Genomic DNA, 12,350 nt, shown 5'->3' on the forward strand with positions numbered 1-12,350 from the left:
GAAAGTAACGGTTCGTACCGGGTCATCGTTCGCGCTCCTCGGCGAGGCGTCCTGCCGCGTGGAGCAGGCGCAGGGCGGCGCAGGCGGCGCCGTAGCCGTTGTCGATGTTGACCACCGTGATGCCGGGGGCGCAGCTCGCCAGCACGGCCTCGAGCGCCGCCCGGCCCCCCGCCGCGACGCCGTAGCCCACGGAGGTCGGCACCGCGATCACCGCCCCGGCCACGAGGCCGCCGACGACGCTCGGCAAAGCCGCATCCATGCCGGCGGCGACGATCACCACCGGATGCGCCCGGATCTCCTCGATCCGCGATGTCAGCCGCCACAGGCCGGCGACGCCGACATCGGCGAAGAGCGAAGCCGCCCGGCCGGCATAGCCGAGCACCCGCAGGGCCTCGCGGGCGACGGGCACGTCCGAGGTGCCGGCCGCCACCACGGCGACCCGGGCCGGGCCGGTGATCCGCGGGGCGTCGCCGAACACCGCCGTGCGCGAGACCGGGCAATAGTCGAGTTGCGCCGCCGCGTTGAGCCGGTCGCGCTTCTCCGGATCGAGGCGGGTGAGGAGGAGCGGAGCGCCACGGGCACGCGCGGCCTCCAGGATCGCGTCGATCTGCTCCGGGCTCTTGCCGGCGCAGAAGATCGCCTCCTCCAGGCCGATCCGCTCGGACCGGGCGAAATCGAGGGTGAATTCTTCCGCGATGCTCACGCCCGGGCCTCCCCTTGATCGACCAGGAAGGCGCTGCCGACCCGGTAGGGGGCGAAGCGGACGAGCCCTGCGAGACGCGGCGGCGCGAGCGCCCGGATGCCCGCCCCGAGGGTCTCGCGATCCGCGGCGTCGAGGGCCGCGAGGCTTCCGGGATCGAGTTCCACCACCACGCCCTCGGCGCGCACCCGGCAGCGGACCGCCCGCTCAGGGCCGTGCCCGATCGCGCTGCCATCGGGTACGGCCCTGAGCCTTTGTTTTGACGCGCGCCCTGGCGCCGAACCGGTATCCGCTTCGGCGGAGGGCGCTCTGGCGCCGCTGCCCGCATCGAGCGCCCCGCTCACCAGCCGCTCGACCGCGTGGATGAAGGTCAGGGTCTCCGGCTCGATCGCGATGCCGGTCTCGACCCGGCTCGACAGGCAGGGCGCCGACGGCAGTTCCGCGACGGCACCGAGGCCGAGGTCGCGGGCCAGCCGCCGGACGGCGGCCTTGTCGAACCCGGCCTCTACGTAAGGGTGGCGCACGCCGTGCGCCCGGGCCGCGTCGAGGCCCGGGCGGTACTCGCCCAGATCGTCGCGATTGGCGCCCGACAGGATCTGGCGGTCGGTCACCCGCCGGACCGCGCCGTACAGGTTGGTCTTGCAGAAGAAGCAGCGGTTGACCGGATTCGCCCGGTAGGCCGGGTCGGCGAATTCGCCGGCCTCGATCACCCGTAAGGACCAGCCCTCGCGGGCGGCCTCGGCGCGGACCCGCGCGGTCGCCTCCCCGGGCACCGCCGGCGAGACCGCATGGACCATGAGGGCCACCCCCGGCGCCAGCCGGTGGGCGAGGGTGGCCAGCGTCAGGCTGTCGACCCCGCCGCTCACCGCCACCGCCACGGGGCCGAGCCCATTGAGGACGGTTTCGAGATTCTGGCGCGTCACGACTCCTCCTCCGGCAGATCCAGCGCGCGCCGCTCGGCCTCGCGGCGCAGGGCGGCCCGTGCGGCGTGGCCCGCGTGATCCAGGGCGTCGTTGGCCTCGGCCTTGGCGGTGCGGCCGCCCGGGCGGTCGACGATCTTCACCCGGACCGGCCGGCCCGCCTGCTCGACCGTGCGGGCCTCCCGATCCAGCACCGCGCCCTCCACCCGGTGGTACCGCAGGCCGATCGTGGTGGTCTCCCGGAAGCAGGCCGCGATGGCGGCCTCCAGGCTCTCCGGCCGCACCAGGGCCTGGATATGGGCCATCATCCGGCCCTTCTTGCCGAGGACCGGCGCCTGCACGACGTCGAGGATGCCGGGCTCGGCGCGCAGCCGGTCGAGGCCCATGGCGAGATCCTCGCCGGACTGGTCGTCGACCTCGAAGGCGATCACCGCGAGGTCCCGCCGGCCCGGTCCGGCGGCGGCACCCTCCTCCAGCACCAGCGCGCGCAGGCAGTTGCTCAGGCCCGGCAGCACCTTGGTGCCGAAGCCGATGCCGGTGCGCCCGAGGATGCCCCGGGGCCGGCCCCGCCCGGGATCGTCGCCGCAGAGATGGCGCAGGATCGCCGCCCCGGTGGGGGTGACGCGCTCGCCGGAGACACCGTCATCCAGCGTGGAGAAGCCGTCGAGCAGCAGGGTCGTGGCGGGGGCCGGGACGGGGAGGGGTCCGTGCTGGGTCCGCACCCGGCCGGAACCGAGCGGCAGGGCCGAGACGCTCCAGCTCCGCACCTCCAGGGCGACGATCAGGTGGGCGGCCGCCACGATGTCGGCGATCGAGTCGAAGGCCCCGACCTCGTGGAACGCCACCGCGTCGACCGCGATGCCATGGACCCGGGCCTCCGCGTCGGCCAGATGCCCGAAGATGCCGAGCGCCTGCGCCCGGACCGCGGGCGCAAGCTCCGCTTCCGTGAGCGCGGCGCGGATCTCCGACCAGGGCCGGTGGCCGTGGCCGGCCCCGTGAGCATGCGTATGGTCGTGCGCAGGGTCATGGTCGTGGTCATGATGGTGGGGATGGTGATCATGCCGGTGATCATGCCGGTGATTATGCCGGTGACCTGGCCGGTGTCCGGGCTCGATCTCGGGTCCGGAAACGGAAAAACGCGCGCCGCGCAGGATGCCGTCGTTGTGCGGGTGCAGCGCGCAGGCGATGCGGGCATCGACCGCCCGGATGCTGGCGCCCACGCCCGCCTGATGCTCGGGGAAGGCGTCCAGCAGCGCGGCGGCGAACATGTCGCCGGCCACGCCGCCGAGTGGGTCGAGGTGAATGTGCATCGTCTGCCGGTCGGCCTGCCACGGATCGGGCGATTCCGCTCAGATCGTCCGCATCGGCCCCAAGGCAAGGTTCGCCAGGGGACTCTCAGGACGACCGGTGCCGCGGCGTATCGCCCGGTTCGTTCACGCCGGCTGCAGGTAGGCCGGATCGAACAGGCCCTGCTCCCGGAGGCCGTCGAGGTCGCGGATCGTCAGGCGCCGGTTGCGGAGGACGACGAGGCCGCTGGTGCGCAATTCCTTGAGGGTGCGGTTGATGTGCACGCTCGTCTGGCCGAGGGCGTCGGCGAGGTCGGGCTGCGTCACCGGCATCGGCAGCGTGGTCCCGTCCGCCAGGCCCGCCCAGGTGAGCCGCAGGTGCAGCTCGCAGAACAGATGCGCCAGCCGCTCGATCGCCGAGCGGCGCCCGACGCTGGCGATCCATTCGCGATGGATCGCCGTGGTGGCGAGCGTCTCCCGCCACAGGCCCTCCTCGATGGCGGGCCGGCCGCGGACCGCCTCGCCGATCTGATCGGGGGTGATCCGCGCGACCGTGACGGGCGTCAGCGCCCCGATGGCGTGGTCCATGCGCACCCGGCGGAACGCGAACGGGTCGCACAGGTCGCCGGGCAGCAGCAGGGCGACGATCGCCCGCCGGCCGTCCGGGAACTGCTTGTAGCGGCAGGCCCAGCCATCGAGGATGAGGTGCGTGTGGTAGGGCTCGGTGTGCGGCCCCTCGATATCCTGGCGGCCGGCGACGTAGCGGACGTGCTGGCGGGCGAGGCCGTCGAGGGCCGCGCGGTCCTCGGGCGCGAGGCGGGTATGCCGCTCCATCTTCCGAACGAACGGATTCTCCACGTCCGTCTCCGGTCAGAAAGCAGCGGAGTCTGTGGGGCGGACCGGTTTCAGGCCGCCGGCCCCGTGATCCTCCGGGGCTTCGCGGCCGGGCGCCGCCGCGGCGCGGGGGCCGGCCCATGACCGTCGGCGGAGGCACGCGTTCGGGACAGCCGAGGCGACGGCGCCGTCGAAGGTATCGATCAAGTTGCCAAGCACGGATATTTCGATCAGCACGCAGTAGGCGTCTTCCGGACAACGAAATCCGGATGTTCTTGGTCCGCTTGTGCCCGGACCGGAGAAACGCGCGCCAACCTGTGTTAATTTGCCCGGTGAGGACGTTCACGCCGCCCTCGACAGGCATCCAATCCTGTCTCGGGCCGGAACCGAACCCGCCATTGCTTGCATCCGCCGCCGCTGAGCTCGTGCATCACCTGCAGCCGGGACGGAGGGTGCGCTATTCCGCGGCGGCGCCCACCGTATCGGCCATGCGCGCCCGGCGGGTCCCCAGCGGCTGCGGTTCGCCGACGGTGGTGTCCTCGGCGGTCTGGTGCTCCATCTCGGCGTTCAGCTGGGCGCCCACCAGCACGATCATGGTCGAGAGCCAGATCCAGGTCATGAAGCCGATGGCCGCGCCGAGGGAGCCGTAGGTCTTGTTGTAGCTGCCGAAATGGGCGACGTACCAGGAGAACAGCAGCGACGCGGCGATCCACAGCACCGCCGCCAGCGCCCCCCCCGGCGTGACCCAGCGCCAGCGCGGCGCGTCCCGGCTGGGCCCGTAGCGGTAGAGCATCGCAAGGCCGAACAGCACCGCCACGAGCAGCACCGGCCAGCGCAGCAAGGTCAGCCACCACGCGTCGGTGCCGAGCCCGACATAGGAGAGCACCACCGGCAGCACCACGACCGCGGCCAGCGCCAGGATGAGGAACAGCAGCGCCCCCGCGGTGAAGCCGAGGGAGACGAGGTTGAGGACGAGAAGATTGCGCTTCTCCCGCTCGTTGTAGACGAGGTTGAGCGCGTCGAAGACATGCTTCACGCCGCCATTGGCGCTCCAGATCGACAGGACGATGCCGAAGAGCAGGCTGAACCCGAGGGTGGTGTTGCCCTGCTCGTTCAGGCGCTTGACCTGATCGCCGATGATCTCCAGCGCCCCCTGGGGCAGGATGCCCTGCAGGCTGGCGAGCTGCTCGTTGATGGTCGAGGCGTCGGCCACGAGCCCGTAGCACGAGACCAGGGCCGCCACCGCGGGGAAGATCGCCAGCAGGGTGAAGAAGGTGACGCCGGCCGCGATCAGCGACAGGCGGTTCTCGCCGATGTCGCGGTAGGTGCGCAGCGCGATGTCCTTCCAGCCCTTGGCGGGGATCTCGGTGGGCGTCGCGGCCTTGCGCCCGCGATCGGCCTGGGTCCGGGCGACGGCCTGCGCCGCGCCGCCCGCGTGCGAGGGCGACGGCCGGCGCGCCCCGTCCTGGTCGGAGGCGGGATCCGAAACCCGGCCCCGGGGCAGCCCCGTCCGGCGCGGGAGAGCCACGAGGCCGATCAGCGCGGTGGCCAGCGCCAGCGTCCAGACCGTTGACGCCTGTCCCGGCGGACCGGCGGCCTCGGGGCGGGCGGGTTCGTGGGCTGGCATCGGCGGATCCCGGGCAGGTTCTGAGCGACATGCGGCGCGGGCTCCGACACGCCCGAGGGCCTGTTCGAATGGCCGCAGCCGCGAAGGGGAACGCCGCATCGCACGCAACGGTTCGCCTTCCAGTTGCAACACCATACGGAGAACCGGCATGGCGCGCCTGAACGGCCGCACCGTCGTCATCACCGGGGCTTCGAGCGGCATCGGCCGGGCCGCGGCCGAGGCCTTCGCGGCCCGGGGCGCCCGGGTGGTGCTGGCCGCCCGCCGGGCCGACGTGCTCGATCGCTTCGCCCGGGACCTGCGCGCGGCCGGCGCCGAGGCCATCGCGGTCCCCACCGACGTCACCGACCCGGAGGCCGTGGCGGCCCTGGCCCGGGAAGCCCTGCGCCGCTTCGGCGGCATCGATGTCTGGATCAACAACGCCGGCACCGGCGTGTTCGGCCCCCTGCTCGACGCCCCCCTCGACCTGCACCGGCAGACCATCGCGGTGAACCTGCTGGGCGCCATCCACGGGGCCTATGCGGTGCTGCCGCATTTCCTCGACCGGGGCCGGGGCACGCTGATCAACACGGTCTCCATGGGCGGCTGGGCGCCGACGCCCTTCGCGGCCGCCTATACCGCGAGCAAGTTCGGCCTGCGCGGCTTCTCGGCGAGCCTGCGCCAGGAACTCGCCCGGCACCGGCACATCCATGTCTGCGGGGTGTTTCCGGCCATCGTCGACACGCCGGGCCTGGAGCATGGCGCCAACGTCACGGGCAAGCGGCTCAATCCCGGCCACCTGTTCTACGCCCCCGAGGCGGTGGCCGAGACCTTCATCCGCCTCGTGCGCCACCCCCGCGACGAGGTCGCGGTCGGCTGGCCGGCCCGCCTCGCCCAGGTCGGCTACGCGCTGGCCCCGTACCCGACCGAGCACCTGATGGGCTTCGGCTTCCGTCGCGCCCTCGACCGGGCCGATCCGGGCCCGCGCACGCACGGCGCCCTGCGCGGGCCCGTGCCGCAGGGCACCGCCGCCGACGGGGGAATGCGCGCCGCCAAGGGCGTGCCCTCCGCGGGGACGCTGAGTGTCGGCCTCGCCGCCCTGGCGGCCTGCGCGGTCCTGGCGCTGGGGGTCGCGGCGGTGCGGCGGGACTGATCCCCGGACCCCCGCGGCCGATTGGCGTTCGGGAAAACCGCTAACCCATGTTGCGGCATGGGCGGCCTCAGCGCGCCACAACCGGTCCACGGGTCCGACCGGCCCGCTCGCCGACGACCGGACCTGAATGCCCGACCCCGAAGGCTCATCCCTCCTCGATCCTGTCGCGGATCCGCGTGAGGATGTCGCCGACGCGTCCGCCGAGGACGCCCGGCACGGCCTGCCGGAGGCCGTGCGCGCGCATCTGGGGACGTTGCTCGGCCACGCCTACGACCGGATCGGCCCGGCGCCGGGGGCCGCCTCGGACCGCTTCGCCGAACTCCTGGCCCGGCTCGAGGCCGCCCTCGCCCAGGCCGCGGGCGAGCGGGAGGCGACGTTCCGTGCCGGGCTGCTCGAGGTGGTGCCGGCGCTCCACCGCTTCGCCGTCTCGCTGACCCGCGACCCGGCGGCGGCCGACGATCTCGTACAGGACACGCTGCTGCGCGGTTGGCGCGGCCGGGGCAGCTTCACCCCCGGCACCAACCTGGAGGCGTGGCTGTTCACGATCCTGCGCAACGTCTTCTACAGCCAGCACCGCAAGCACGGCCGGGAGGTGGCGGATTCCGACGGCAACCATGCCGAGCGGCTGACCAGCATCCCCGAGCAGGGCGGCCATCTCGACCTCCAGGACGTGCGCGCCGCCCTCGAGCGGCTCGCGCCGATGATGCGGGAGGCGCTCGTCCTCGTGGCGATCGAGAACCTGAGCTACGAGGAAGCCGCCGCCGTGATGAACTGCCGGATCGGCACCGTGAAGAGCCGGGTCTGGCGCGCCCGGGAGCAGCTCGCCCGGATGCTCGGCTACAGCGGGGCCGAGATCGGCAACGACGGCGTGATTCTCTCGGTCACCGGCACCACGGCCTGAACGACCGATCCCGCCCGACAGGGTTTTCAACGGCCAACAGGCAAATTCATCGCTTATTCGGCTGTATTCAGCAGCGAATTTGACTTAGGTGAAAGCGCCCGGGTGCAGACCTGGGCGACATGAAGCGGGTTGGGTCGATCCGTCGGCTCGGCTCGGCTCCCGTCGGTGCGACATCCCCCCGATCCGCCGACGGGAGCCCCCTTCGGATCCCGGAGGATCCTCAGCGCGAAGCGCTTCCCGCCCGGTCCGCGTCGAGCTGCTGCAGCAGCTCCGCCAGCCGCGGATCCAGAGCCTCGTCGATCACCGGATCATACAGCGCCTGCAGCTGGTGGCCGAGCCGCGTGCGCGTCTGCGCATCGAGGATCGGACGGTTCGCGAGCGGGACCACCCGCAGGGCAACCGGCGTCCCGCCCGGGCCGGGCCGGGCGGCAGATCTCGTGTCGACGCGCTGAGGGTCGGATTGGGGCATGCCCCCTACATTGGCCCCGGCCCGGGCGACGGCAACCGTCCGGCCCAAGGGAGTTTTCCGGAGACCCGGCTGTGCACCGGCTTTTCAGGGCCTGTCCGACGGAAGCGCGGAGGGCTCACGTCACGGTTTCGAAAGGTCGAGCCCTTGCGCGGGTCCGGGCAGAGCCCGGTGTCGGGCCGCCCCCGGGACGGTCAGGGCTTTGCCCTGACGACCCACCAATGGGCCAAGCCCTTGGGAAACCCGGGATCCCGCGTCCAGCAGGCTCTCAGGCGTCGTCCTCGGGGGCGAACACTTCGCCCGTCTCGGCCAGGACGGTGTCGGCCGTGTCGCGCGCGAGCGCGTCGTCGGCCGGAGGCCGCGAGCCGGCGCCCCCGAGCAGCTGCGTCATCGCGTGCTCCCAGCCGGGCGGCAGGGCCTGACCCTGGTCGGCGAGGATCTGGCCGGTGCGGCGGCAGACCCGGTCCCGATCCGCCGGATCCATCGCCGCGAAGGCGCTCCCGAGACCGAGTTCGGTCCCGGCCTGAACGGCGGCTTCGGCCCAGCCGGGCGGTGGCGCGGGCGTGTCGATCATGGCGGTGCGGTCTCCTGAGGGAATCGGCAAGGGAATCGGCATGGGAATCAGCGCTGACCGTGGGCGGCGAGTTCCTCCGGCACCAGCGTGGCCGCCGCCTGGCGCACCAGGATCGCGTCGAGGGTGACCGGACGACCATCGCAGGCATCGACGCCGACATCGCAGGACCGGGTCGTGTCGGCGAGCCAGCCATGGCTGTGGCCGTAGAGGTGGCGCGTCTCCCGCCACAGGCCCGGCCAGGCCCGGTGGGCGTAGTGGGACAGGAACAGCCGGTGTTCCCGGCCCTCGGCGTCCGGAATCGACAGGCGGACGCTGTCCACGGGCGGCTCGGCCCAGGGCAGGTCCAGCACGCGGTTCGAATCGTGGTTGCCGCGGACGAGGCGCTTCGTCCCGTTGAGCCGAGCGAAGACGGCCGCGCAATGCGCCCGGCTCGCATGGGCGGCGAAGTCGCCGAGGTGCCAGACGCTGTCCCCGGGGCCGACGACGGCGTTCCACCGGGCGATCAGGGCCTCGTCGTGGGCCTCGATCGTGCCGAACCGGGGCCGCTGGTGCCGGAGGATGTGCGGATCGCCGAAATGCGTGTCCGCGGTGAAGAAGACCGTCATGACGCCCGCCCGACCGATTGCCCCTTGGGCGCGAGCCGCTTATCGAACGGGCTCAAGATTATAGCTCCTCGCGATGGCGATCATCTCGAACATCCTGGTTTCAAAAGGTCAGCGACCTTTTGCGGGTGCAGGGCAGCGCCCTGCTGTCGGGCATCGCCCGAGAGTCGGGCGATGCCCGATCGCTGGGCCTTGCCCGACGCGCCAGGGCTTCGCCCCGGCACCCCACCCAAGGGCGTAGCCCTTTGGAATCCCGCGATCCCGCCATCCATGACCATCTCCTGGCGGCGGCCGGCGCGTACCCGGCCCTGCGGGATGCCCTGGCGCGGACCGGCCCGCTCCGGATCGAGCCGGCGGCCCATGCGTGCGTGGCCGAGCGCCTGTTCGTCGAGGTGGTCAACCAGCAGCTCTCCATCCGGGCCGCCGGGGCGATCTGGGCGCGGATCGAGGCCGCTGCGGTCGCGGCCGGCTGCGATCCGCGCGGGCTGTTCGCGGCCGGTGACCCGGATCGCCTGCGGGCCTGCGGCCTCTCGGGCAACAAGGTCCGGGCCCTCCAGGCGATCGTCGCGGCCGAGGCGGCGGGCCTGCTCGGCCCGGAACTCGGCGGCCTGCCGCATCCCGAACGCACCGCGATCCTGTGCGGTATCCGCGGCGTCGGCCCCTGGACCGCCGACATGGTCGGCATCTTCCATTTCCACGACCCCGACATCTGGCCGGAGGGCGACGTCGCGGCGGTGGGATGCCTGCGCCGGCTGACCGGCCGGACCGACACGCGCGCCGTGGCGGCGGGCTTCACGCCGTATCGCTCGATCCTGGCCCACTACCTCTGGCGCATCAAGGATGCGGCCATCGCCGTGGAGCCAGCGCCCGCGGCCCGTCCCCGAACCCGGCGGCCCCCGGCGCTGTCCGCCTAACGGGCAGGACCTCAGCGCCCGACCGCTTTCCGCAGGGCCGCCACCATGGTCTCGACCGCCTGCTGCGCCGTCTCGCCGAGCTCGATGTCGGTCTCGCCCGCGGTGACGAGGCCGCGCTCCTCCAGCTCCGTCACGCCTTGCGGGTCGGCCTCGTGGCCGGCGCCGTCCTTGCGGATCACCGAGGTGACCCGCTCGCCGCTGACGAGCCGATGGTAGGCCGCGAAGGCAAAGATCGAGAGCGCCTTGTCGGAGAGTCCGTTCACGTCGTCGGCCATGCTGTGCGCTCCTCGCATCGGGTTCGACGGACGAACGCGAGCCGGCCCCCGAGGGCTCCGGCCGGGGGCGGGGGTGCGACGACGGGTGCGGCGCCGCCGGCACGCATGCGTCGCGCGCGGACATCCTTCCTGCTACTCTGCCGGGATCCATGACCGCAAAACCCGATCTGATCGCCGTGGAACCCAGCCCCAGCGCGCCTCCCGGGCCCGCACACCCCGATTCTGCGCACCCCGACCTGGATTACCGTCTGCGGCAGCAGATCATCCTGTCGGAGTTCGGCGTCGAGGCCCTGCGCGGCACCGATGTCGACCACCTGCTGCAGCGGGCCGCGGAATTGTGCGCCGCGGGCATGGGCGCGGAGTTCTGCAAGGCCCTGGAATACCGGCCCGGCGCCGACACGCTGCTGGTGCGGGCGGGCGTCGGCTGGGGACCCGACGTGATCGGCAAGGCCCGCGTCGGCGCCGACCTCGCCTCGCCGGCGGGCTTCGCGCTGAAGACGGGCCGGCCGGTGATCTCGAACCACCTCGCGGACGAGACCCGCTTCCGCACGCCCCAGCTCATGGCCGACCACGGCATCCGCCGGGCGATCAACGTGCTGATCGAGAATCGGGAGGGCGCCTTCGGGGTGCTGGAGGTGGACGACACCCGCGAGGGCATGTTTGCGGAGGCCGACATCGCCTTCATGCAGGGCTTCGCCAACCTGCTCGGCGGCGCCATCGAGCGCCAGCGCACCGAGAGCCTGCTGCGCGCGGCGCTCGCCCGCCAGGATCTGCTCGCCCGCGAGATGAGCCACCGGGTCAAGAACAGCCTCGCCATCGTGGCGAGCCTGCTCGCCCTCCAGGCCCGCGCCGCCGAGGCCGAGCCCGCCGTGCAGGCCGCCCTGACGGATGCGCGCAGCCGCGTCGAGGCGATCGCGGGGGTCCACGACCAGCTCTGGCGGCAGGGTGACGGGGGCGGCGATGGGGACGGGGCGGGGGTCCCGGGCGAGCTCGACCTCGCGCCGTTCCTCGAGAAGCTCGTGGCCAACCTCGCCGGCGGCCGGCCGGACCGGCAGCTCGCCTGCACGGCCGCCCCGTACCGGATCTCGGCCGACCGGGCGATCCCGATCGGGCTCCTGGTCAACGAACTCGTCACCAACGCGCTCAAATACGCCTACCCGCCGGACACGCATCCGGAGGGCGGCGAGATCCGGGTCCGGGCGGAGCCCCGGCCCGGCAGCCTCGTGGTCGAGGTGGCGGATGACGGGGTCGGGCTGCCGCCGGATTTCGAGATCGGACGCGCCTCGAAGAGCCTCGGCATGCGGGTCGTCAGCAGCCTGACCCGCCAGCTCGGCGGCCAGCTCACGACGCCGGAGACGCCGCGGGGCGCCTGCTTCCGGCTGGAGGTGCCGCTGGGCACCTGAGCCGCGCATGGCTCCCGGGACGTCGGATCGGGGCCGCGGACGATCGCCGCCGCCTGGATCCGGTCCCTGTCAGCATCGCCCAAAAGATCGGACGTGTGACCAAGGCTAAAACTTTGGGCTGAGACTGTGTGTACGCATCCTCTTTTTCCCGGGATCCGGACCTGATCGTTCAGGACGATGCCCTTGCACAGGATGCGCGCCTCGCTATGCTCTCGCGCATTGCATCCGAACCGCCGCGCTGGCCGACCCCGATGACCGCCCCCGAGCCGCAGGCGATGGCGCAGAGGCCCGGTCGCGGGCCGGGTCTCGGCGCATGACCGCCGTCGCCTTCGATACGCTCCGCTTCGTCCGCACGCTCCGCGAGAAGGCGAAGATGTCGCCGGAGCAGGCGGAGGGCTTGGCCGATGCCGTCTCGGAGGCGATCCAGAACGATCTGGCGACGAAGACCGACATCGCCATGGTCCGGACGGACATCGAGGCGCTGCGGCTCTCCACGAAGACCGACATCGAGGCGCTGCGACTTTCCACGAAGGCCGACCTGCGCGAGGCGGAGCTGCGCCTGGAGGCCAGGATCGAGGCCACCAAGGGTGAGATCATCAAGTGGGTGATCGGCTCGATCGGGTTTCAGGCGCTCGTGATCGTCGGTGCGGTCGCGGCCCTCACGCGGGGCCTGCACTGAGCGACACGCGCCCGCCGGGCTCCCGGCTCGGGCGCGCGGA

General features: G+C 72.6%; 14 protein-coding genes. 5 read left to right on the forward strand and 9 right to left on the reverse strand.

Annotation, left to right across the window (positions count from 1 at the left end; genetic code table 11):
* Positions 1-22: 22 nt before the first annotated feature.
* The 5 genes from larB to MKK88_RS03655 form a co-directional block, all read right to left on the reverse strand.
* Positions 23-703, reverse strand: a complete 681-nt coding sequence (gene larB, locus MKK88_RS03635; protein ID WP_243997235.1) for a nickel pincer cofactor biosynthesis protein LarB — start codon at positions 701-703, stop codon at positions 23-25.
* On the reverse strand, positions 700-1,623 hold the full coding sequence (locus MKK88_RS03640) for an adenine nucleotide alpha hydrolase (RefSeq protein WP_243997236.1): 924 nt from the start codon (positions 1,621-1,623) through the stop codon (positions 700-702). Before MKK88_RS03640 ends, larB begins: the two co-directional genes overlap by 4 nt.
* Positions 1,620-2,930, reverse strand: coding sequence for a LarC family nickel insertion protein (locus MKK88_RS03645; protein ID WP_243997237.1), 1,311 nt, complete (start codon positions 2,928-2,930; stop codon positions 1,620-1,622). The genes MKK88_RS03640 and MKK88_RS03645 overlap by 4 nt, the downstream gene beginning before the upstream one ends.
* Before the next feature lie 123 nt (positions 2,931-3,053).
* Positions 3,054-3,764 carry a Crp/Fnr family transcriptional regulator gene (locus MKK88_RS03650; protein WP_243997238.1) on the reverse strand — a complete coding sequence of 237 codons (711 nt, stop codon included), beginning with the start codon at positions 3,762-3,764 and terminating at the stop codon, positions 3,054-3,056.
* A 433-nt stretch (positions 3,765-4,197) separates the two neighbouring features.
* Positions 4,198-5,367 carry a YihY/virulence factor BrkB family protein gene (locus MKK88_RS03655; RefSeq protein ID WP_243997239.1) on the reverse strand — a complete coding sequence of 390 codons (1,170 nt, stop codon included), beginning with the start codon at positions 5,365-5,367 and terminating at the stop codon, positions 4,198-4,200.
* A gap of 148 nt (positions 5,368-5,515) precedes the next feature.
* Here MKK88_RS03655 and MKK88_RS03660 point away from each other — a divergent pair, with 148 nt between their 5' ends.
* Both MKK88_RS03660 and MKK88_RS03665 read left to right on the forward strand, forming a co-directional pair.
* Positions 5,516-6,496, forward strand: a complete 981-nt coding sequence (locus MKK88_RS03660) for an SDR family oxidoreductase (RefSeq protein ID WP_243997240.1) — start codon at positions 5,516-5,518, stop codon at positions 6,494-6,496.
* A 127-nt stretch (positions 6,497-6,623) separates the two neighbouring features.
* Positions 6,624-7,397 carry a sigma-70 family RNA polymerase sigma factor gene (locus MKK88_RS03665; protein ID WP_243997241.1) on the forward strand — a complete coding sequence of 258 codons (774 nt, stop codon included), beginning with the start codon at positions 6,624-6,626 and terminating at the stop codon, positions 7,395-7,397.
* Between the two features lie 220 nt (positions 7,398-7,617).
* On the opposite strand, the gene MKK88_RS03670 is transcribed toward MKK88_RS03665, so the two are convergent.
* The 3 genes from MKK88_RS03670 to MKK88_RS03680 form a co-directional block, all read right to left on the reverse strand.
* Positions 7,618-7,914 (reverse strand): hypothetical protein, encoded by a 297-nt coding sequence (locus MKK88_RS03670; protein WP_243997242.1) that lies wholly within the window; start codon positions 7,912-7,914, stop codon positions 7,618-7,620.
* A 217-nt stretch (positions 7,915-8,131) separates the two neighbouring features.
* The gene (locus tag MKK88_RS03675; RefSeq protein ID WP_243997243.1) at positions 8,132-8,437 is read right to left on the reverse strand and encodes a hypothetical protein; all 306 of its coding nucleotides are present in this window, start codon (positions 8,435-8,437) and stop codon (positions 8,132-8,134) included.
* Positions 8,438-8,484: 47 nt separating this feature from the next.
* Positions 8,485-9,042 (reverse strand): metallophosphoesterase, encoded by a 558-nt coding sequence (locus MKK88_RS03680; protein WP_243997244.1) that lies wholly within the window; start codon positions 9,040-9,042, stop codon positions 8,485-8,487.
* A 242-nt stretch (positions 9,043-9,284) separates the two neighbouring features.
* Here MKK88_RS03680 and MKK88_RS03685 point away from each other — a divergent pair, with 242 nt between their 5' ends.
* On the forward strand, positions 9,285-9,953 hold the full coding sequence (locus tag MKK88_RS03685; protein ID WP_243997245.1) for a DNA-3-methyladenine glycosylase 2 family protein: 669 nt from the start codon (positions 9,285-9,287) through the stop codon (positions 9,951-9,953).
* An 11-nt stretch (positions 9,954-9,964) separates the two neighbouring features.
* Here the strand turns inward: MKK88_RS03685 and MKK88_RS03690 are convergent, their stop codons facing one another.
* Entirely contained in the window at positions 9,965-10,228 is a 264-nt protein-coding gene (locus MKK88_RS03690; RefSeq protein WP_243997246.1) for a hypothetical protein, read from the reverse strand.
* A gap of 149 nt (positions 10,229-10,377) precedes the next feature.
* Here MKK88_RS03690 and MKK88_RS03695 point away from each other — a divergent pair, with 149 nt between their 5' ends.
* Entirely contained in the window at positions 10,378-11,631 is a 1,254-nt protein-coding gene (locus tag MKK88_RS03695; protein WP_243997247.1) for a sensor histidine kinase, read from the forward strand.
* 313 nt (positions 11,632-11,944) lie between these two features.
* A complete protein-coding gene (locus tag MKK88_RS03700; RefSeq protein ID WP_243997248.1) occupies positions 11,945-12,310 on the forward strand; it encodes a CCDC90 family protein in 366 nt (121 codons plus the stop codon).
* Positions 12,311-12,350: the final 40 nt, after the last annotated feature.

It is taken from the genome of Methylobacterium sp. E-005 (assembly GCF_022829725.1).
Taxonomy (GTDB): Bacteria; Pseudomonadota; Alphaproteobacteria; order Rhizobiales; family Beijerinckiaceae; genus Methylobacterium.

Excerpts from the sequence above, each read along its gene's own strand:
- MKK88_RS03645 (WP_243997237.1), bottom strand. The coding sequence starts at position 2,930 with ATGCACATTCACCTCGACCCACTCGGCGGCGTGGCCGGCGACATGTTC.
- MKK88_RS03655 (WP_243997239.1), bottom strand. The coding sequence starts at position 5,367 with ATGCCAGCCCACGAACCCGCCCGCCCCGAGGCCGCCGGTCCGCCGGGA.
- MKK88_RS03660 (WP_243997240.1), top strand. The coding sequence starts at position 5,516 with ATGGCGCGCCTGAACGGCCGCACCGTCGTCATCACCGGGGCTTCGAGC.
- MKK88_RS03665 (WP_243997241.1), top strand. The coding sequence starts at position 6,624 with ATGCCCGACCCCGAAGGCTCATCCCTCCTCGATCCTGTCGCGGATCCG.
- MKK88_RS03675 (WP_243997243.1), bottom strand. The coding sequence starts at position 8,437 with ATGATCGACACGCCCGCGCCACCGCCCGGCTGGGCCGAAGCCGCCGTT.
- MKK88_RS03680 (WP_243997244.1), bottom strand. The coding sequence starts at position 9,042 with ATGACGGTCTTCTTCACCGCGGACACGCATTTCGGCGATCCGCACATC.
- MKK88_RS03690 (WP_243997246.1), bottom strand. The coding sequence starts at position 10,228 with ATGGCCGACGACGTGAACGGACTCTCCGACAAGGCGCTCTCGATCTTT.
- MKK88_RS03695 (WP_243997247.1), top strand. The coding sequence starts at position 10,378 with ATGACCGCAAAACCCGATCTGATCGCCGTGGAACCCAGCCCCAGCGCG.
- MKK88_RS03700 (WP_243997248.1), top strand. The coding sequence starts at position 11,945 with ATGACCGCCGTCGCCTTCGATACGCTCCGCTTCGTCCGCACGCTCCGC.